The sequence below is a fragment of the Bacteroides sp. 2_2_4 genome (assembly GCF_000157055.1).
In the GTDB taxonomy this organism is placed as follows: Bacteria; Bacteroidota; Bacteroidia; order Bacteroidales; family Bacteroidaceae; genus Bacteroides; species Bacteroides ovatus.
This window is the reverse complement of the sequence record NZ_EQ973362.1, coordinates 174,235-196,427: the sequence shown is the minus strand read 5'-3', so window position 1 is coordinate 196,427 and position 22,193 is coordinate 174,235. Positions and strand designations below refer to the sequence as shown.

17 protein-coding genes are annotated in these 22,193 nt (G+C 41.5%); 13 read left to right on the top strand and 4 right to left on the bottom strand.

Going from position 1 to position 22,193, the window contains the following annotated elements; translation table 11 throughout:
• The first annotated feature begins 22 nt into the window (after window positions 1–22).
• The 7 genes from BSCG_RS10250 to BSCG_RS10275 all read left to right on the top strand — a co-directional run bounded on the left by BSCG_RS10250 (window position 23) and on the right by BSCG_RS10275 (window position 9,691).
• Window positions 23–2,041 carry a RagB/SusD family nutrient uptake outer membrane protein gene (locus tag BSCG_RS10250; RefSeq protein ID WP_032849591.1) on the top strand — a complete coding sequence of 673 codons (2,019 nt, stop codon included), beginning with the start codon at window positions 23–25 and terminating at the stop codon, window positions 2,039–2,041.
• A gap of 19 nt (window positions 2,042–2,060) precedes the next feature.
• On the top strand, window positions 2,061–3,401 hold the full coding sequence (locus tag BSCG_RS10255) for a BT_3987 domain-containing protein (protein ID WP_008776446.1): 1,341 nt from the start codon (window positions 2,061–2,063) through the stop codon (window positions 3,399–3,401).
• Window positions 3,402–3,578: 177 nt separating this feature from the next.
• Complete coding sequence (locus BSCG_RS0127575) at window positions 3,579–4,130, top strand: DUF4488 domain-containing protein (protein WP_008776445.1); 552 nt, start codon at window positions 3,579–3,581, stop codon at window positions 4,128–4,130.
• Window positions 4,131–4,139: 9 nt separating this feature from the next.
• Window positions 4,140–6,038, top strand: coding sequence for a family 43 glycosylhydrolase (locus tag BSCG_RS10260; protein WP_008776444.1), 1,899 nt, complete (start codon window positions 4,140–4,142; stop codon window positions 6,036–6,038).
• Window positions 6,039–6,207: 169 nt separating this feature from the next.
• Window positions 6,208–7,248, top strand: coding sequence for a glycoside hydrolase family 43 protein (locus BSCG_RS10265; RefSeq protein WP_008776443.1), 1,041 nt, complete (start codon window positions 6,208–6,210; stop codon window positions 7,246–7,248).
• A gap of 9 nt (window positions 7,249–7,257) precedes the next feature.
• Window positions 7,258–8,553 (top strand): BNR repeat-containing protein, encoded by a 1,296-nt coding sequence (locus tag BSCG_RS10270; RefSeq protein WP_004322201.1) that lies wholly within the window; start codon window positions 7,258–7,260, stop codon window positions 8,551–8,553.
• 4 nt (window positions 8,554–8,557) lie between these two features.
• Window positions 8,558–9,691, top strand: coding sequence for a glycoside hydrolase family 88 protein (locus BSCG_RS10275; protein ID WP_004309679.1), 1,134 nt, complete (start codon window positions 8,558–8,560; stop codon window positions 9,689–9,691).
• 91 nt (window positions 9,692–9,782) lie between these two features.
• Here BSCG_RS10275 and BSCG_RS10280 read toward each other — a convergent pair whose 3' ends face one another.
• Genes BSCG_RS10280 through BSCG_RS10295 form a run of 4 tightly spaced genes read right to left on the bottom strand, consistent with a single transcriptional unit; the run spans window position 9,783 to window position 12,922 of the window.
• Window positions 9,783–10,799, bottom strand: coding sequence for a GNAT family N-acetyltransferase (locus tag BSCG_RS10280; protein WP_032849590.1), 1,017 nt, complete (start codon window positions 10,797–10,799; stop codon window positions 9,783–9,785).
• Window positions 10,800–10,812: 13 nt separating this feature from the next.
• Entirely contained in the window at window positions 10,813–11,730 is a 918-nt protein-coding gene (locus tag BSCG_RS10285) for a DUF2156 domain-containing protein (RefSeq protein ID WP_004305058.1), read from the bottom strand.
• A 56-nt stretch (window positions 11,731–11,786) separates the two neighbouring features.
• A complete protein-coding gene (locus BSCG_RS10290; protein WP_004305057.1) occupies window positions 11,787–12,482 on the bottom strand; it encodes an LrgB family protein in 696 nt (231 codons plus the stop codon).
• Complete coding sequence (locus BSCG_RS10295) at window positions 12,479–12,922, bottom strand: CidA/LrgA family protein (RefSeq protein ID WP_004305056.1); 444 nt, start codon at window positions 12,920–12,922, stop codon at window positions 12,479–12,481. The genes BSCG_RS10290 and BSCG_RS10295 overlap by 4 nt, the downstream gene beginning before the upstream one ends.
• 196 nt (window positions 12,923–13,118) lie before the next feature.
• Here BSCG_RS10295 and pta point away from each other — a divergent pair, with 196 nt between their 5' ends.
• From pta to radC, 6 genes are all read left to right on the top strand, one after another.
• Complete coding sequence (gene pta, locus BSCG_RS10300) at window positions 13,119–14,138, top strand: phosphate acetyltransferase (protein WP_004314422.1); 1,020 nt, start codon at window positions 13,119–13,121, stop codon at window positions 14,136–14,138.
• Between the two features lie 40 nt (window positions 14,139–14,178).
• Window positions 14,179–15,378, top strand: coding sequence for an acetate kinase (locus tag BSCG_RS10305; protein ID WP_004314424.1), 1,200 nt, complete (start codon window positions 14,179–14,181; stop codon window positions 15,376–15,378).
• A 204-nt stretch (window positions 15,379–15,582) separates the two neighbouring features.
• The gene (locus BSCG_RS10310) at window positions 15,583–16,518 is read left to right on the top strand and encodes a tyrosine-type recombinase/integrase (RefSeq protein ID WP_008776441.1); all 936 of its coding nucleotides are present in this window, start codon (window positions 15,583–15,585) and stop codon (window positions 16,516–16,518) included.
• A 374-nt stretch (window positions 16,519–16,892) separates the two neighbouring features.
• Window positions 16,893–19,589, top strand: a complete 2,697-nt coding sequence (locus BSCG_RS10315) for a PL29 family lyase N-terminal domain-containing protein (protein ID WP_008776440.1) — start codon at window positions 16,893–16,895, stop codon at window positions 19,587–19,589.
• 497 nt (window positions 19,590–20,086) lie between these two features.
• Window positions 20,087–21,076: a glycosyltransferase gene (locus BSCG_RS10320; RefSeq protein ID WP_008645146.1), complete on the top strand. Its 990-nt coding sequence runs from the start codon at window positions 20,087–20,089 to the stop codon at window positions 21,074–21,076.
• A gap of 250 nt (window positions 21,077–21,326) precedes the next feature.
• Complete coding sequence (radC, locus tag BSCG_RS10325) at window positions 21,327–22,022, top strand: RadC family protein (protein WP_004314429.1); 696 nt, start codon at window positions 21,327–21,329, stop codon at window positions 22,020–22,022.
• The last annotated feature ends 171 nt before the right edge of the window (window positions 22,023–22,193 follow it).

Genomic DNA, 22,193 nt, shown 5'->3' with positions numbered 1-22,193 from the left:
CCTATTTTAATATCATTGAATTATGAAACTTACATCTAAAATATCACGAATGGCACAGGTCCTGATCGTTTCCTGCTGCCTTGCATCATGCAATTATCTGGATGTCATTCCGCCTGCACAAGCAGATTTTGACGATACAATGAAGGATGAAGAAACAACATTGGGCTTTTTGTATTCCTGTTATGCCGGCGTGCCTCGCACGAATCCGTTCTATCTTAAGTCTTTTGAACAGGCAACCGATGAGAAAGTATTTCCACCCGAATATGTGTATTGGCCGCAGTTGGTGGCATGGGGAACAATTTCTCCTTCAAGTAACAATGAAGACCGGGCAAACTTGAATATATGGAGTGCCAGTTATAATAACATCGGTTATGTGCACCATTTTTTGAGCTTGATTGATGAATTACATCCGACCGGAGTGACAGAGGATGATAAAAACCAATATAAGGCAGAGTGTTACTTTTTGGAGGCTTATTATCATTTCCGGGTATTGCAAGCTTTCGGACCCTGCAGTATTATACCAGAGAAAGTAGATCCGAATATTTCTAATACAGAGATTCCCGGACGTTCGCATTTTGATTATTGTGTGGACTACATTGTGAAGAAACTGGATGATGCTGCTTATGTGCTTCCGCCGCAACGTACTAATGAGAGAGAGCTGGGACGCGCAACTTCTACCATTTGTAAGGCGTTAAAGGCCCGTGTATTGTTGTATGCTGCTTCGCCGCTTTGGAATGGTTCATTCCCTTATCCGAATTGGAAAAACGTCAATTATGAAACACCGGGATATGGCAAAGAATTGGTAAGTCAGACTTATTCTAAGGAGAAATGGGACCGTGCTTTGGCGGCTTGCCAAGAGGCCTTGACGGCAGCGGATGATGCCGGTTATGAACTCTTTGACCTTGCAGCGGCGAATGCTAAGGCTGAACTTGATAAAGTGGAACTTCCTTTTATTCCGGGAAAAGAAGCGGATGAAGAAGAAAATACGGAATTTAAGCAAAGAGTGCGTATGTTCCAGTATCTATCAACCGCCAACGAAGGAGACGGAAACAAAGAATTGATATGGGGACTACGCATCAGCCAAGATGGGAACAATAGCGGAGAAGCGACAGAAAGCCGTTTGCCCAACAAAGTAGTGAAGAGAAGCAATGGAGTATATATGGGAGGCTGGGCAAGCCACGCGCCTACTTTATACGCTGCACAGCATTTTTATACCGAAGACGGTAAACTTCCGGAATTGGACGATAGTTTCTACGATAAGAATGAATGGTATACACGTTATTATTCCGACAAGCAAAGCCCCGAGCTTACAACCGACCAATTGGATAAAGAAGATGTGAAAAACGATATCATCAAATTGCATGTAGGACGTGAGGCCCGTTTTTATGCCTGGATTGCCTTTGACGGAGGCGAATATATGACGAAAATCAATAACGGAAATTCATTGTGGCTCAATCTGAAAAACACCAATACAAACGGATGGAATTCGGGAAGTACCCGCAACTGTGCCGGCACAGGTTATCTATCAAAGAAATATATAGATCCTAAAATCAGATACGGAAGTGATGGCAGCAAATCTTTTACTGCCATTAGATGGCCGTTTATACGGATGGCAGAACTTTATTTGAATCTGGCTGAATGCTATGCTGCTCTAGGCGAGACGCAACCTGCTTTGGACAATCTGAATGTTATTCGTAAACGTGCAGGATTTAAAGATCTGAAAGAAAGTGATATTACTCCTGCAATGACATTAATGGACTGGGTTCGTAATGAACGTTTTGTTGAACTGTATGAAGAAGGACACCGCTATTACGATCTCCGTCGGTGGGCGATTGCTCCGAATATGCTTAAAGCGGGAGTACGCTATGGCTTGAATGGCCTTGGTGCGGCCAATCCGAGTTTCGAACAATTTAATCAACCGACTTTGATTAATCAACCGTTTACATGGGATAACCGACTTTACCTGTTACCGGTTTGGACAGGAAATGGAATTGATGAACTTTACAGCAATCCGCAAATGGTGCAGGCACCTAATTATTAATTATTAAAAGCTATACTTTATGAAAATAAATATGATATTGTTGGCAGGATGCCTGATTTCATTGGGTGCTTGCGACGAGTCGAAATATGATTTGGAACAATTAGTTCCGGAACAGTATCACAAAATATTACGTGTGAATAATGGTGGTAAGCAGGAACTTACTTTGTATGATACAAATGACGATTTTGTGTATACATTTTCGGTAGTAAAAACCGGTGGACAACCGGATCAGACGGCAACTGCCGATATACATGTATTAACGCAAGAAGAACTCGACCGGAAGTATAGCACTCCGGAAAGTGTGAACTATAGGAAGATATCAGAAGATAGTTATTCGCTGGATGTTTCTCAAGTGGCTTTTTCTGTGGAGGACCGTTATAAACTAGTCCATATATCTTTGAATCAGCAGAGTGTGAAAGCGTCTATGGAAAGTGAACCTGATGCAACATGGGTGCTACCCATACAAGTGACGAGTACGACGGATTCGATAAACGCGGAAATGAATAGTTTGTTTTTGCAAATCAATGAAATAGTAATGCCTACTATGGGATTCAGCAGTACGCTTGTGAATACGAAAGAATACAAGTATGGAGAGGTTAGCACTATCTCAGAGTCTATAGAGTTTAAATTGGATACGGATAATAAATGGGATATTGATTGTGGATTTACCGTAAATGAAGAATATGTAAATACATATAATTCGGCCAATGGAACATCTTTCCGGTTACTTCCGCAAAGTGTTTATTCGATGGCGGAAACGATAAGTCTGCCGAATGGTACGACAAGCGGCAATTTGGGAGTAGATATCAATGCCGGCGAATTGGAACCAGGAGATTATATGTTGCCCGTCCGCATTAGTTCAGTTTCTCAGTTCGAAATATCTCCTACTGCGAACTTTTATCCGTTGAGTATACGAATTTTGGCGCCTCAGTTAGATAGAACCGGCTGGACGGCGGAGGCAAATTCGGAGGAGTTGTATGGTGAGACATCAACGAATAGCGGACCTGCCGCTCGTGTGTTGGATGGTGTCACGAGTACATTCTGGCATTCAAAATGGCAGGGTGGTAGTCTTCCCATGCCGTATGAGTTGATTATTGATGCAAAAGATACTTATACTTTCGCTCAATTCGCGTTACTGCATAGGGCGAACTATACGGATGTAGGTAGTGGAGAATTCTTCGTCAGCACGGATGGAATAGATTGGACGAAAGTAGGAAACTTTACAATGAAGAAGGAACAGTCTGTTCAGGTGTTTGGTGTCATTCCTACTGAAGGTCGTTATTTCAAAGTGAAGATCAACACTAGTAACCGGGATACTAATTGTGCTTTAGCAGAGATTTATGCATACGGGTTGAAATAGCTCGGTAGTTTGTAAGCATAACTAGTCAGACAACGTAGGGGACAGTTTTTTAGCTTGTCCCCTTGTATGTTTGAATTGGGTTTCGATAATCAAATCCGTATGTGAAAACGGATGGAAAGGGAGAAACTTTTATTTGGTGGAAAATGAGTATTAATATTTGTAATAAATTGTAGCATCATGAAATCACTTGCTTTTGCTTTAATCTTACTTTTATCGTTTTTCGGCACTAATCAATCTGTCTGGTTTAGCCCAATTCAAGCAGGAATGGATGAAATGAACATGCTTTCTGCGGTCTCCAATCTGTCAGAGAATAATAAAATAATAGTAACCCTGTTGAAGTCGCAAGGTGAAATAAAAAACAAGTCACTAGTTGGTATCTGGCAGATTTGCGAGGTTGCCAAGGATAGTGCGGATAATTATATCGTCACTTCCGGAAATGCTTTGAAAATTATATCTTCTGATAAGACCTTTAAGAATCTATTGTTAAGTGCAGGCTCTGCTAATTCTACTATTTTTATGGAAGGCAATTATGAATTACCTTCCGATAGTATATATGTGGAATCTTTGACCTATTCGGCAACTCCGGTATTTCCTCGCGGTGCCAGAAATGAGATGCATGTTAAGTTTCTACATGATAACTTAATTCAGATTAGTTTTGATTTGCCGGGGCAGGGGCGACGTATAGATGAGTTTTGGGTACGCGTTGTTACTCCGAAGCCTAAAATGTAATTGATTTGTATGAAGATAAAAAGACTTTTAAATTTAATCTTATGCTTGCCGATTACATTGAATGTATTGGCACAAGATAACTGGCAACTGGTTTGGAGTGATGAGTTCAATACGGATGGGGCATTAGACTCATCCGTGTGGAACTTTGAGCAAGGATATGCTCGCAATGAAGAAGCACAGTGGTATCAGGCGGACAATGCCGTTTGCAAAGACGGCTGTCTGGTGATAGAAGCCCGAAAAGAGGAAAACAGGAAGAATCCTCTTTATGTGTCCGGCAGTAATGATTGGCGCAAGAGACGGGAGCTTATAGAATATACATCCTCTTCTGTGACTACTGCCGGAAAGAAGGAGTTTCTTTACGGTCGTTTTGAAGTAAAGGCACGCATTCCGGTGGCAAAAGGAGCATGGCCTGCTATCTGGACGTTAGGTAGTGGCATGGAATGGCCTTCTTGTGGTGAGATAGATATAATGGAATATTACCAGATAAAAGGAGTTCCTCATATCCTGGCAAATGCCGCATGGGGAAAGGACAGGCAATGGGATGCGCAGTGGGATAGCCAAGCTACGCCTTACTCTCATTTCACGGATAAAGACCCCGACTGGGCGTCCAAATTCCATATCTGGCGTATGGATTGGGATGAAGAAGCCATCAAGCTTTATCTGGATGATGAACTGCTCAACGAGATTCCTTTGAAGAACACGGTTAATGGTAAAATAGGTAAAGGAACAAATCCGTTTACCCGGCCGCAATACTTGTTGCTGAATCTTGCGATTGGCGGCATCAACGGCGGACCGATTGACGAAGCAGCCCTGCCGATGAAATATGAAATAGACTATGTGCGAGTCTATCAGAAAGAAAAGGAAATTGTTTCCGGAAAAGTCTGGAGAGATACGGACGGGAATGTGATTAATGCACATGGAGGAGGTATCCTGTTTCACAAAGGAACTTATTATTGGTTCGGAGAGCATCGCCCGGATACAGGATTTGTCACGGAAAAAGGAGTGAACTGTTATTCTTCTACCAATTTATGCGACTGGAAATATGAAGGTATTTCTTTATCTGTATCGGATAAAGCGGGAAGCGACATTGAAAAAGGTTGCATCATGGAGCGCCCGAAAGTAATCTATAACGAAAAGACGGGCAAATTTGTGATGTGGCTGCATTTGGAATTGAAGGGACAAGGGTACGGACCGGCACGGGCGGCTGTTGCTGTCAGTGATTCGCCTGTGGGACCCTATCGTTTCATCCGTTCCAGTCGTGTAAATCCGGGCGTTTTTCCTATAAATATGACGAAGAAGGAACGGAATACGAAATGGAATTTTGAAGAATATAAAAAGTGGTGGACACCGGAATGGCATAAGGCTATCGAAAGCGGAATGTTCGTACACCGTGATTTGAAAGGCGGACAGATGTCACGGGATATGACTTTGTTTGTGGATGATGACGGCAAGGCTTACCATATTTATTCATCGGAAGATAATCTGACATTGCAGATTGCTGAACTGACGGATGATTATTTGAGCCATTCCGGGAAATATATCCGTATCTTTCCCGGCGGGCATAATGAAGCACCGGCTATTTTCAAGAAAGACGCGACATACTGGATGATTACTTCCGGTTGTACAGGTTGGGAACCGAACAAGGCACGGTTATTAACCGCTACGTCTATCATGGGAGAATGGAGACAACTTCCAAATCCTTGCATCGGGAAAGATGCGGAGAAAACATTTGGCGGGCAAAGCACTTATATCTTGCCCTTGTCCGGGCAGAAAGACCAGTTTGTATTCATGGCGGATATGTGGCGTCCCCAAAGCCTTTCTGATTCACGCTATATCTGGTTGCCTGTCCGATTTGATGAGAAAGGAACTCCTTTTATCGAATGGATTGATAGGTGGAATCCCTATTAATATCGTATTATATGGTAGATGAACATTAAATTCAAAGTGCAAATATTCCGTAATATCGTACAATCAGTGCAAATGACTGTTTTTAGCCCTTTTTTGACACAAATGTGAACCTTTATGTTTAATGTATCATCTATCTTTGTAAGCGAGAAATTAATTTAATATCATGAACATGAGTAGACATTGTAGAGTTCTTAAGTTTATATTAGTAGGACTGGTTTGCGTATCGTTACTGCCGGTGAAGGTACAAGCGCAGAAGAATACGGAATTTATTCCCGGACAAGTTTGGAGTGATACGGATGGAAATCCGATCAATGCCCATGGTGGCGGCCTTCTTTATCACGATGGTACTTACTATTGGTATGGCGAATACAAGAAAGGGAAAACCATTTTGCCTGACTGGGCTACGTGGGAGTGTTATCGTACGGATGTGACCGGAGTAGGTTGTTACTCTTCTAAAGACTTGCTGAATTGGAAATTTGAGGGTATTGTACTTCCGGCAGTTAAAGACGATCCGAATCATGACCTGCATCCCTCCAAAGTATTGGAACGTCCGAAAGTGGTTTATAATAAGAAAACGGGCAAATTTGTAATGTGGGCCCATGTGGAAAGTGCTGATTACACTAAGGCTTGTGCCGGAGTGGCAGTTTCCGATTCTCCTGTCGGTCTGTTCGTTTATCAGGGAAGTTTTCGTCCGAACAATGCGATGAGCCGCGATCAGACTGTTTTTGTGGATGATGATGGACGTGCTTATCAGTTTTATTCTTCAGAAAATAATGAAACGATGTATATCAGCCTTCTGACTGATGATTATCTGAAACCGAGCGGACGTTTTACACGCAATTTCGTAAAAGAATCGAGAGAGGCTCCGGCAGTATTTAAATATAATGGTAAATATTATATGTTAAGTTCCGGTTGTACTGGCTGGGATCCTAATATAGCCGAGATCGCAGTAGCCGATTCTATTATGGGAACATGGAAGACAATCGGAAATCCTTGTACGGGACCGGATGCGGATAAAACGTTTTATGCCCAGAGTACTTATGTCCAGCCTGTTGTCGGAAAGAAGAATGCATATATTGCCATGTTCGACCGTTGGAAGAAGAAGGATTTGGAAGATTCCCGTTATGTATGGCTGCCTGTATTGGTAAAAGATGGGAAAATAACTATCCCTTGGCATGAAAAATGGAACCTTTCTATCTTTGACAAATAAAAAATAAATATGAAACGGATACTGCTACTACTTTGCGGAATAATGCTCGTTCCCGTTATTGCCTGTTCCCAGCATTTGGTTGAAGTGGGAAAGGGGTATAGCTGTACTTCGGTCAATACGACGGTCTTTCGGAATAATTCGCTGGTTACACACGGTGATGAACAATATATCAGTTATTACGATAACGATGGCTATCTGGTACTTGGAAAGCGGAAACTGGATTCGGAACAATGGACATTACATCGCACCCAATATCAGGGAAATGTGAAGGATGCTCATAATATAATTAGTATGATGATAGATGGAGAAGGATACATGCACGTATCTTTTGACCATCACGGACATCCATTGAATTACTGCCGGAGCATTGCTCCCGGTTCTTTGGAACTGGGGGATAAAATGCCCATGACCGGAGTTGACGAAGGAAATGTCACCTATCCGGAGTTCTATCCTTTATCCGGAGGAGATTTATTGTTTGTTTACCGCTCCGGTTCTTCGGGTCGTGGAAATCTGGTAATGAACCGTTATTCGCTGAAAGAACACAAATGGACTCGTGTGCAGGATATACTGATCGACGGAGAAAATAAACGGAATGCCTATTGGCAGTTATATGTTGATGAGAAAGGGACGATTCATCTTTCATGGGTATGGCGCGAGACCTGGCATGTGGAAACAAACCATGATATTTGTTATGCCCGTTCTTTTGATAATGGGGTAACTTGGTATAAGACGAGTGGAGAACGATATGAACTCCCGATCAAATTGTCCAATGCGGAGTATGCCTGTCGTTTACCTCAAAACTGTGAGTTGATTAATCAGACGAGCATGAGTGCTGATGCAGGAGGAAATCCGTATATAGCTACTTATTGGCGGGAATCCGACAGTGATGTTCCTCAATACCGCATCGTCTGGAATGACGGGAAGATGTGGCATCAACGGCAGATAACCGATCGCCAGACACCTTTTACCTTGAAGGGGGGAGGTACGAAAATGATCCCTATTGCCCGTCCGCGTATTGTGGTAGAAGGTGGAGAAGTCTTTTATATTTTCCGTGACGAAGAACGGGGAAGCCGTGTGTCGATGGCACATGCGACTGATGTGGGTACGAGTAAGTGGACGATAACGGATCTGACGGATTTTTCGGTGGATGCCTGGGAACCCTCTCATGATACGGAACTTTGGAAAAAGCAGCGGAAACTGCATCTCTTTGTACAACACACCCGTCAGGGAGACGGTGAACGCACAGCGGAAATTGAGCCTCAAATGATATATGTATTGGAAACGAATATGGATACAAATAAATAAAGATATGAAGAAACTATATGTAACTCTTTTTTCTGCACTCTTTCTAGGCGGTGCAATCTGTGCAAGTTGTACGGATAAGAAGGATGCTTCTGCTGAAGAAGTGATAAACACTATTCATAAAGTGAATAATTATTGGCAGACGAATCATCCGGAACACGGACGTTCTTTTTGGGATAATGCCGCCTATCACACCGGAAATATGGAAGCTTATTTTTTGACTAAGCAGCCGGAGTATTTGGAATACTCGAAAGCCTGGGCGGAACATAATGAATGGAAAGGGGCAAAATCAGATCATAAGGAAAACTGGAAGTACAGTTACGGTGAAAGTGATGATTATGTGCTTTTCGGTGACTATCAGATTTGTTTTCAGACGTATGCCGATCTCTATAATATGGAACCGGATACACAGAAAATAGCCCGTGCCCGCGAAGTGATGGAATATCAGATGAGTACCCCCAATCATGATTATTGGTGGTGGGCAGATGGCTTATATATGGTCATGCCGGTCATGACAAAGATGTATAACATTACTAAGAATCCGCTCTATTTGGAGAAACTGCATGAATACCTCGCCTATGCTGATAGTATTATGTATGATGAAGAGGCCGGACTTTATTACCGGGATGGAAAATACGTGTATCCTAAACACAAAAGTGTGAACGGCAAAAAGGATTTTTGGGCACGTGGAGACGGCTGGGTATTGGCCGGATTGGCAAAAGTCTTGAAAGAACTTCCTGAAACAGATAAGTATCGTCCGGAATATATAGATCGTTTCCGTACCCTGGCTAAGTCGGTTGCTGCTTGTCAACAGCCGGAAGGTTACTGGACACGCAGTATGCTCGATCCATTGCATGCACCGGGACCGGAAACCAGTGGAACGGCTTTCTTTACCTATGGTTTACAATGGGGAATCAATAACGGTTTCCTAGATGCTGCAGAATATCAGCCGGTGGTTGAAAAAGCATGGAAATATCTCTCAACAGTTGCTTTGCAGCCTGATGGCAAGATTGGTTATGTGCAACCGATTGGTGAGAAAGCGATACCCGGTCAGGTGGTAGACGCAAACTCCACTTCGAATTTTGGAGTAGGTGCGTTTCTATTGGCAGCCTGCGAACGGGTTCGTTATTTGAATAAATAAATACAGGCACGGATTACACGGGTTTCGCAGCTCTTAGAGGCATGCCTTAATATAAGTCAACAGCGTAATCCGTGTAAGCCGTGCCTAAAATTTAATTCAGCATCAAGCTCATATATGGCTTTAACGGCTGGAGTATTCTATCGGTTAGTTCACTAATATTCATCTGTATATGTGTACCGGGCAGTCGCTCGGTACTATACATGCATTTCCCTTTACACAGATAATAATAACCGTTATTTACCGACAGTTGTTTATCCGATAATTCCAACTGCATTTCATCTTCGGGGAAAGCCGCGGCATAGATTTGCAGCACTTCTTTGGCATTGATGATACGTGCCATGCCCAACGGATGTTGAGGCTGTTGATCTTCGGGAGGTAAGAGTTGAACCATGCACTTATATCCGGTGTGTTGCCTGATAGCATACAATAGGCTATATTCCACATCTTTATCTTCAGCGCAAAGCTCATTGATAATGATATGTTTGTCTCCTTTATATATAATAGTCACCCCCTTGATTTCGTTTTCTTGTCTGGCTACAAATAAGTATCCTCCGCTGATGGCAAGATCAGTCATAATAACCTGAAAGTCTTCCAGCGTGTGCTGAATACAGCAAGCCCGTTCGGAAAGCTTCTTATTCAAATAAGAATAGATCTCCTCCTGAAACTCTGATACCACACTGACCGCTATCTCTTTAGCAGGAATAAACTCCGGCAAAACGATCTCTTTAGTTGAATACTTGAATACGGAAGCATATCCCATGCGGGCATAATAGTCGAACAACCAGGGCTCTGCCGGTATCAATGTACTGAAATATACTCCATTCCGCAGCATCCGGGCGAAAGACTGTGATAAGAGCTCTCGCATAACCCCTTTGCTTCGGAAATCGGGATGCGTACAGGCTCCTGAAATATAGGAGGTCTGTACAGTCTCTCCACCAAAAGTCATCGGATAAGGAAGCATCTGAAGCGCAGAGATTACCTCATCGCCACTTTGGATGGCGACATTCACCTCTGTTTTATAGCGCAGTCTGAAGTACATTTCAACGAATTCTTCACTATCGTCAAAACAGATTTTCCACAATGCTTTTACTTGCTCCTTTATCATCATATTTATAATGGATTTACCATTTTACCATATTCATGGGATGCTCTTTGAGGCAAGCCATATATTTTTCCAGAATCGTTGCCGGCTGGTAAGACAGTTTGGCTTTGCGTAAACCCTCAATACCTAAATCCTCTTCCCGGTTGATATAGATATATTGTTCGGGAATCCGGTTGGCAAATTCATAATTAATCATGGCATACGCACCTTCAATACTGGTATCCGCTTTTTCTACATGTACGCCGAATGTTTCATGATTGATAGGCATACCGAATGTGAATGCGACAATTTTACCGTTCACATGCAAGATACCTCCCGTCAGTCCGAGTGCCTCGAAGTTGTGGAGAGCATAAATCAGGGCGCGACGTTCGTTGCCTGTCCCCTCCTGTTGGTCACAGTTATTCACTTTACACCACTCTGCTTCCAGATCCAGACATTCCTGAATACGGTCCGGGGTAATCGGTGTGTATTCGTAATCCGGATAAGTGTTGCGGAACCGGTTGATATGATTTCTTTTCGCTTGGAATTTCTTCCCTTTCAGCGTAGATAGATCACTTCTCAAATAAATATAATCCGCATAGTCGCGGTCTTCTGTGAAAGTGAACTGTTCCGGAAGGATAGCTTCGAGATCAGCGCGCATATTGCTGCACACTCCCAGCATACAGAAATGCTGGTTCTCTTTGCGGGCATCTTCTATCAGTTCCCACAATACTGCTTTCAAATCTCCTGTGCCTACGGGCATCATATAAGCAAGTTGTTCTCCCGCCCAGAACTTGAATACCAAAAAGTTGTCGACCACTGCGAATTGAGTGTCATATAAGAACCTCCAACTGCAAAGATTGGAGAATGAAAGATCGCAATTGCGGCGATCACTTTTCATCGTGAATGAGGTGATTGTGTCTTTGTCTGCTAATGTGATATCTTTAAATGGAATCATAAAATTGCTTTTTGCGTTTAACTCTTTATATAACGGAAAATCAAGAGATTTTGTTTTTACAAGACACCTAATAATCGAAGGATTGTAGGTGTGAGCAGTGCGGTGAAGATTCCATTCAGTGTCAGTCCCAGACTGGCGTATGCTCCATATTTGCTGCTGATATCCATTGCGGTGGAAGTTCCGACAGCATGAGCGGCTGTCCCCATCGAAAGCCCTTGGGCGATCGGACTGCCTACACGCATGATTTTCATGGTCTTAAAACCACAGATCGCTCCTAATAAACCTACTGCCACAACAACTGCCGCCGTCAGTGACGGAATACCGCCAATGGCTTTGGTTACTTCCATCGCAATCGGAGTCGTAACCGATTTGGGAGCCAGAGACAGGATTACTTCTTGGGAAGCTCCCATGAACTTCGCAATCAGCACTACTGAAATAACTCCGACAATGCAGCCTGCCAGTTGAGACAGAAGGATAGGCAGTAACTGCTTTTTTATCATTTCCAATTGAAGATATAAAGGTACGCCTAAAGCAACAACAGCCGGGCGGAGCCAGAACTCGATCAAATGTCCTCCTTTATTATAGGTCTCGTATGAGATATTTGTCATTTTAAGGAAGATGATTAATAGGGCGATGGTCAGCAATATAGGATTTAATAATACCAGTCCTGTTTTCTTCTGAAGCAATTTGGCAAAGAAGAAAATCCCGAAGGTGATAGCCAGCAGGAAGAAATTATTCTCTAAGAAGCTCATTTGTCTTTATTCGTTAAGTTGATTTTATCTTTAAGGTGCAGTTTCTCCGACAGATGGAAATCCGTCAGGTGAAGTTTGCGCGCCAGCTTAATCTGACGTGCCAGCCTGAACTTGCGGACGATTTGATGTACCCATCCCGTAACGACAAGTACAAGCGCGGTGCTGATAATGGTCGCTGTCACTATCGGCCAGAACTCTGCCGCAATGACATCAAAGTATAGCATAAGAGCCACACCGGGCGGAACGAAAAAGAATCCTAAGTTGGCAACCAGAAAGTCGGACAATCCCTGTACCCAGTGTAACTTAATCCAACCTAATTTTAAAAAGAGGGTGAGCAGCAGCATACCGATGATGCTGGAGGGGAGCTTGATACCCGTAAGATAAACTATTAATTCACCCAAAGCCAAACAGCCAAATAAAATGGCGCACTGACGTATCATAACTAATAACCTATTGATTTTGTTTGAAAACGCTGCAAAGGTATGAAAAATAGGAGTACAGTGTTAAATATTACAATATTTTAGACTTGGAAGAGAAAAATAGGCGAAATTGTAATGTGGATATTGCAAAATTGAGTACTTTTGCACCGCAAATTACAAATTGTAAGGACGTTTTATAATAATATTCAATATATCTATGCTCAATTTAATCAACCAAATCGTGGCGCGTGCGAAAGCAAATCGCCAACGTATTGTTCTTCCGGAAGGAACTGAAGAACGCACATTGAAAGCTGCCAATATGATTTTGACAGACGAAGTAGCCGATCTAATTTTACTGGGTAAACCGGCAGAAATTAATGAACTTGCTGCAAAATGGGGATTGGGAAACATCGGTAAAGCTACTATCATTGATCCTGAAACTTCTCCGAAACACGAAGAATATGCGCAGTTGTTGTGTGAACTTCGTAAAAAGAAGGGGATGACTATCGAAGAAGCCCGCAAGTTAACGAATGATCCTTTATTCTTTGGTTGTTTAATGATTAAGAGCGGTGATGCTGACGGTCAGTTGGCTGGTGCCCGTAACACTACTGGTAATGTATTGCGTCCTGCTTTGCAGATTATCAAGACTGCGCCGGGAATCACTTGCGTGTCTGGTGCTATGTTGCTTTTGACTCATGCTCCTGAATACGGAAAGAATGGCATTTTGGTCATGGGTGACGTGGCCGTAACCCCGGTTCCTGATGCTAATCAATTGGCGCAGATTGCAGTTTGTACAGCGCAGACTGCCAAGGCGGTTGCCGGTATCGAAAATCCGAAAGTAGCTATGTTGAGTTTCTCTACCAAAGGCTCTGCTAAACATGAAGTGGTAGACAAAGTAGTAGAAGCAACTAAAATAGCTAAGGAAATGGCTCCGACTCTTGATTTGGACGGTGAACTGCAGGCAGATGCGGCTCTTGTTCCTGAAGTAGGTGCAAGCAAAGCTCCGGGTTCGGAGGTAGCCGGACAAGCAAATGTACTGATTGTTCCGAGCCTGGAAGTAGGTAACATTTCTTATAAGCTAGTTCAACGTTTGGGACATGCTGATGCTATCGGCCCGATCCTTCAGGGTATCGCTTGCCCGGTAAACGACTTGTCTCGTGGTTGTTCTATTGAAGATGTATATCGTATGATTGCTATCACGGCTAACCAGGCTATTGCTGCAAAGGCAAATAAATAAGTATTAGATATAAAGTAGTAAGTATTAAATCGACAACGACATGAAAATTCTGGTATTGAACTGCGGAAGTTCATCTATTAAATATAAATTGTTCGATATGACCAGCAAAGAAGTGATTGCGCAAGGTGGTATCGAAAAAATCGGTCTGAAAGGATCTTTCTTGAAACTGACTTTACCGAATGGTGAAAAGAAAATTCTGGAAAAAGATATTCCTGAACATACAGTAGGAGTTGAGTTTATCCTGAATACGTTGATTCACCCCGAATATGGCGCTATTAAATCTTTGGATGAAATCAATGCCGTAGGTCACCGTATGGTACACGGAGGCGAGCGTTTCAGCGAATCTGTATTGCTGAATAAGGAGGTATTGGAAGCCTTTACAGCTTGCAATGATCTGGCTCCGTTGCACAATCCGGCTAACTTGAAAGGTGTGAATGCAGTTTCTGCTATTCTTCCTAACATTCCGCAGGTAGGTGTATTCGATACGGCTTTTCATCAGACCATGCCGGATTATGCCTACATGTATGCTATTCCTTATGAATTGTATGAAAAGTATGGTGTGCGTCGTTATGGCTTCCACGGAACATCTCATCGTTACGTGTCCAAACGTGTATGCGAATTCTTGGGTGTAAATCCGGTAGGAAAGAAAATCATCACTTGTCATATTGGTAATGGTGGTTCTATTGCCGCTATCAAAGATGGTAAATGTATAGATACTACTATGGGCTTGACTCCATTGGAAGGCTTGATGATGGGTACTCGCAGCGGTGACATTGATGCCGGTGCAGTGACGTTTATCATGGAAAAAGAAGGCTTGAATACTACGGGTGTTTCCAACCTGTTGAACAAGAAGAGCGGTGTACTCGGTATTTCAGGTGTATCAAGCGATATGCGTGAACTTTTGGCTGCTTGTGCGGCTGGCAATGAGAAAGCTATCCTTGCAGAGAAGATGTATTATTATCGTATCAAGAAATACATCGGTGCTTATGCTGCTGCATTGGGCGGTGTAGATATCATTCTGTTTACAGGTGGTGTAGGTGAAAATCAGATGGAATGTCGCCGTGAAGTTTGTAAGGATATGGAATTCATGGGTATCGAGCTTGACAACGATGTGAATGCTAAAGTTCGTGGTGAGGAAGCAATTATTTCTACTCCTGCTTCTAAAGTGAAAGTAGTAGTGATTCCGACAGACGAAGAATTGTTGATTGCGTCCGATACAATGGATATTCTGAAGAAGTAATAACTGAACTGATTTATATTGTACGGGGATGTGCCAAGATTGGGACATCCCCGTCTTTTTTTGTATTAGTTTTACCTCATGGTTCCTTTCATTTACTTCCAAGAAACAACATTGTTATTATTATTGTTATTTGTAGCTAACAGGTTTGCTTGTTCTTAAAAATACCTGTATGTTTATTGTGTAATTAAATTAAGTAATAGTAACATGTTAAAAGTAGTAGCATTTATGAGGCAAGTGGCTAATGGGCTACAAATGGGGGGAAACTTTGGGACGGCTCACGTATATCGTAGTAGTCTCAATGCCATTATTGTTTATTGTGGGAAAGGAGATTTCACTTTTGATAAAGTAACTCCGGGATGGTTGAAAGGCTTCGAGGTACATCTTCGTAGCCGTGGTTGTAGTTGGAATACAGTTTCAACTTATTTGCGCACATTTCGTGCAGTCTATAATCGTGCGGTCGATCTTCGAAAAGCACCTTATGTGCCGAATTTGTTCCATTCGGTTTATACCGGTACTCGCGCTGACCGTAAGCGAGCTTTATGTGAGGAAGACATAAAAAAGGTATTTGCAAAATTACATTCATCGGTTGCAACTCCGGCTTTGCGATGTACACAAGAGCTATTTACTCTGATGTTTTTACTTCGTGGTTTACCTTTTGTCGATCTCGCATATTTGCGTAAGAGTGATTTGCATGATAATGTGATTACTTATCGTAGGCGTAAGACGGGGCGTACATTGTCGGTGACATTGACTCCGGAGGCAATGCTTTTGGTGAAGAAGTACATGAATTGTGACCCTTCTTCTCCATACCTTTTCTCATTGTTGAAAAGTCGTGAAGGAACAAAAGAAGCATATCGAGAGTATCAGTTAGCATTGCGCACATTTAATCGGCAATTAATGTTGTTGGGTGAATTGTTGGGACTGGGGGATAAATTGAGTTCATACACCGCCCGCCATACATGGGCCACAACAGCGTATTATTGTGAAATTCATCCGGGCATTATTTCCGAAGCGATGGGGCATTCGTCCATTACAGTGACGGAGACTTATCTGAAACCTTTTCAGAATAAGAAAATAGATGAAGCAAACAAGCGGGTTATTGATTTTATCCGATATTCAGTTCGAAATGCAATTTGCTGAATATAAGTCTGTTACTTCGTAGGTAACGGGAATAAATACCGGTGCAAATATGAGCATATTTCTTAAAACAACCAAACGAAATCACACATTTTTTTCTAATAAAGCATTCAAAAGAAGAACATAAACAGATAAAACACGTAGATTCTTTGTATTAGGGCATGTCAACCTCTAAATTTTGCATAAGATTTCTCTCCCCTCTACCTCTTTCATGAAGTAGGGGTTAAAATGTTTCATTGTATATTATATCATTTTCTAGTATTGACTACTCAAGAAGAGCAGGAACAAAGGTTTGCCGTTACCTACGAAGTAACGGGTATGCTATTATTGAAACTTAGTGTTTAATAATATATTATTAATGTAATTTTTAAGTAGTTATGAAGAAAAAGTTTGTAAAAGTGATGCTCTTCGGGGCGCTGGCGCTTTCTACTATCAGCTACGTAGGATGCAAAGACTACGATGATGATATAGATGGTTTGCAACAGCAGGTCGACGCCAATAAGAGTAAAATTGAAGAGGTGGATGCTGCAATGAAAGCCGGTAAATTTATTGTCAGTTATACTCCTGTAGCAAATGGTTATGAGTTGTCTCTTTCTAACGGTTCTAAATTGACTATCACCAATGGTAAAGATGGAGAGAACGGACAGCCGGGACTAAATGGTGAAACGGTCATTCCTAAATTTAAAGTATCAAGTGACAACTATTGGCAGGTAAGTACTGATGATGGCAAAACCTATGAGTATGTTTTAGATGCAGATGGAAATAAGGTTAATGCTACTGGGAAGAAGGGAGAACAAGGTGAACCTGGTAAGCCTGGCGAACCAGGTCAGGATGCATCAGCTAACGTGTCTATTAATAAAGATGGGTATATCGTTATCGGTGATGTGGTAACAAGCTTGAAAACTGATACTAAAGTTCCTTCTATTGTTATAAATGAGGTAGATGGTTTGTACGTCATCACTCTTGACGGTAAAGAATATAAAATGTTGGCAGAAGGTTCTGCCTATAATGGTTTGCAAAGCATTATTTACAGAAGACAAGCTGCTAATGATAAAGATGATTTTGTAAAATCAATCGGGTTGATGTCGTCCAATGATCCTGATGCGGAATTATTGGCAACCAGTGCTTCTGTAGCTACTTTCAAAGTATGGCCTACTACACTGGATCTAGGTAAAGCTGTATTTGCATTTACCGATACATATAAAACCAGAGCACTTGTTCCTGCACTGAAATATGTAGAAGGTAGTGCAAAATGGGTGGATAACCGACAAGGTATCTTGAGTGTAAATATGATTTCCGAAAACATTGAAGTTGATAAACCTTACGCTTCTTCTCTGGATGTAACAATTAACGGTTATACAACAGCCTCTGATTATTTCAACTTCAAAGCTGAAAAATGGACTCCGGCTGATTTGAGTTTTGTGCATACAAAAGATGCAGTTGAAGTTCCTACTGATGTTTTGGCTGATGCAACTACCGAATCCGATTTTTCATCTTATGTTGAATATACATTTGTTTATAACAAATCTTATAATTTGAATGATTCTGTAGCATTGGGACATGATGTGGAAGAGGATTTCATTTCAATGGCTGATTTAGGATTTAGTGGTATCACTGTTGAATTCAAACAAACAGCTGATAAGGCAAAAGGTATCTTTGAAATTAAAGACGGTGTTATTACAGCTAAATCTAGTGAGCAAGCTTCGGCTATCAATGAATTATGCTATGTGACAGCAACTTATAAGAATGAAAAAGGTACGGAAATCATTTCTTATGACTTTGCAGTGAAAGCTGTTCGCGAGCAGCAAGTGGCTCCGGCATTGGTTGATATTGATGTAGAAACGAAAGATGCAGCTGCAGCTGATAAGTTAGCTAAATTGCAGTATAGCACAAGTGAACAAACTATTGACTTGAATGTTCGTGCATTCTTGAATTCACTGGGTGGACGTGACTATATGTCTGACAATGAAAACGTAACTCCTGTTAAATATGGTTTGTATTACTTGACTAATGAAGATGGTAAAACTTATGCTAACAAGGTTGATGCATATATTGAATTCACACCGGGTACAAGCACAGATTTGGATAATCTTAAATTGATATTCCCTGCCGAAACTGTTATCAATGGAGATCAGCAATTGTATTCATTCGAAACATGGCCAGGTGGTGGAAACTCAAAATATGAAATTACAAATTCTGAAGAATATGCATGGCGTAAATCCACAACAACTCATCGTGTTAACGGTTCTAACAAACAGTATACTTTGAAATTGAAGGATCTTGTTAAGTGCGAACGTAAAGTGATCATCAAGCAAAATAGTGCATTTGTTGTGAATGGTAAGACAACTATTACCGGTGCATGGACTGAAGCTGATAAGTCATTCAGTATGACGGCTGATTTGACAGTTCTTTATGCTGCATATAATACAGATAACAGTACTTCTAGTGAAGTTATTGAATATTATCTGGCTCCGCAAGCAAAACAGTCTGATGCTGTTAAAGCTGTTTATAGTCAGATAAGCATTGCTGGTAATGTTATTACTGTAACTCCGGATGTAGATGTGAAGACTTTAGGTGCTATCAAGATCGGAGCTAAAATACAAGGAACTGATATTGAAGCTACTATTCTTGATATAAATGGAAAAGAAGTGACTTATTGTGAACCTGTATTGCGTTCTCCGCTTGATGTCTTGTCTTACAAGTCTTCTATTGATTGGAATATAGATGGTGATCAGAATAAGACTATCAATGTAGGAACGAAAGCAGAAATCAAGATGTCTGACAAAGATATCAATGTAACCAAGAAGAATGTAGTTATTGAAAATGGAGTAGCAAAAGCTCCTTGGGCTGCAGCTTATGGCATTGATGCTGCTGGCGCCATTACTTATGCAATTGATGGATATAGTGCTACTGTAAATGAGGGTACCTATACTATTAATCCGTCAACAGGTGTGATTACATGTAACAATACAGCGATTGTTCAGTCATTGGACATCTATGTGAAAGTAACTGTAAATCATAACTGGGGTACAGAAACTATTAATAAGATCACTGTGAAAGCTTCTTTGAAATAGTCCTATTTTAAATAAGAAAGAAAGGGTAACTCTTTTCCTTTGTGTAGAGTTACCCTTTTATTGATAATATAATTGTCCGATATGGTGGTATCGGATATTATTTGTCGAATTATTCATCTTTGTGAAAAGATGAATATGTTATTTCCCACTAAGGATTTTTGACATCCTTAATTTGTTAGATGAAAAAAGGTAAAGACTGCACTTGTGAAAGACCAGTCTAATAATAAACCTTTATTTCGAAGGGCGTTCCAATTTTCCCTTATTTCCCAGGAACGCCCTTTTTTATTCTGTAAGATTTATCAAAACTAATATAGTTGGAGAAACTCAATCTCTTTTTATAATGATTCTAACGGAGAATAGAAAACTTTTTGAGGGAATCTTGATAAAAAGTAGATAGGAAATATAGTTAGTTCTTTTGTTTTTCTGGAGATTTGGGAGTAGTTTCCCCTTTTTTGTCTTAATTTGCATCTCAAATTCATTCTTAAAACGAATTTACTATGCGTTACTCCGTCATAATCCCCGTTTATAATCGTCCCGATGAAGTGGATGAATTATTGCAAAGTCTTACCATGCAACACTTTAAAGATTTCGAAGTCGTTGTTGTAGAAGATGGTTCCTCCATTCCCTGTAAAGAAGTAGTAGACCGTTATGCAGACCGGTTGAATATAAAATACTTCTCTAAACTTAACTCCGGTCCGGGACAAACCCGCAATTACGGGGCAGAACGTAGCGAAGGAGAATACCTTATTATATTAGATTCTGATGTCATTCTTCCCGAAGGATACTTCGATGCGGTAGAGAAGGAACTTCTCGCTTCTCCTGCCGATGCTTTCGGCGGTCCCGACCGTGCGCACGATTCTTTCACGGATATCCAAAAGGCGATAAACTATTCCATGACTTCTTTCTTTACAACCGGAGGGATCCGTGGCGGGAAAAAGAAGATGGACAAATTCTATCCCCGTAGTTTTAATATGGGAGTTCGCCGGGCAGTGTATGAGGCTTTGGGCGGATTCTCAAAGATGCGTTTTGGAGAGGATATTGACTTTAGTATCCGTATCTTTAAGAACGGCTATACTTGCCGGCTTTTTCCGGATGCCTGGGTGTATCACAAACGCCGTACTGATTTGAAGAAGTTCTTCAAGCAAGTGCATAACTCCGGCATTGCCCGTATTAATCTTTATAAGAAATACCCGGACTCTCTGAAACTGGTGCATTTACTTCCTGCTGTATTTACGCTGGGAGTGGCACTCTTATTATTAGGAACCCCATTCTGTCTTTTCAGTTTTACGCCGATCATTCTTTATGCATTGCTGGTATGCATGGATTCTACTATTCAGAATAAGAGTCTGACTATTGGCATATATTCCATAGCCGCTGCATTTATACAACTTATCGGCTATGGTACAGGCTTTTGGCGTGCATGGTGGCAGCGTTGTGTCAGAGGGAAAGATGAGTTTGAGGCTTTCCAAAAGAATTTTTATAAGTAATCTACTTTTAATTTGTTTACTACCATTCCTATTTTTACTTAAAAGGAATGTTGCATGACACCCGGGTCTCAATACGTCTGACACCCGGGTCTCATGCTACTCAACACCCGGGTGTCAGGTATGCTGAGACCCGGGTGTCGTACAACTTGTCTCTGCATAGAAAAAAGAAGAAGCCTGCAACCAATTTTTTTCCCATTGCCTCTATCATTAAATTAAATAAGCCTACCTTTACACCTTCAAAACATAGTAAATGGAAAGTAAACACAAACTATCCATCAACCAATGGGCACTGGAGGACCGCCCACGGGAAAAAATGATGGAAAAGGGAGCAGCAGCATTGAGCGATGCCGAACTACTCGCTATATTAATCGGCTCCGGAAATACGGAAGAAAGCGCTGTTGAACTGATGCGACGCCTGCTCCTGTCTTGTGATAACAATCTCAATTCTCTGGCAAAATGGGAAGTCTGCGATTATTCCCGTTTTAAAGGTATGGGACCGGCGAAGAGTATTACAGTGATGGCAGCATTGGAACTTGGAAAGCGTCGGAAACTGCAAAACACAAAAGAAAGGCCTCAAATCACCTGTTCAAAAGATATTTATGATATCTTTCAACCTTTGATGTGCGACCTCGAACAAGAAGAATTCTGGGTTCTTTTATTGAATCAGGCAACGAAACTGATTGATAAGGTGCGTATCAGTACCGGTGGAATAGATGGAACATACACCGATGTACGCACCATCCTTCGGGAAGCATTGCTGCAAAGAGCCACCCAAATAGCTGTGGTCCATAATCATCCTTCAGGGAATATCCGTCCTAGTCAGCCTGACAAAACACTGACAGAACATATTCGTAAAGCGGCAGATACAATGAATATCCACCTGATAGATCATGTCGTCGTTTGCGAAGACGGGTTCTTTAGCTTTGCGGATGAAGGATTGCTTTAATTTCCTCTACATCTTTATTCCCTGTTTGCAACAATTTACCATCTGGGTACGTTTTTCATATTAGTGAAGATGGAGAATAGATGTAATATTCTTTAGGTACACGATGCTCATTCCGTACCTAATTTTTTATGTTTCATTTTTTATCTCTATCTTTGCGATACATAACAAAAT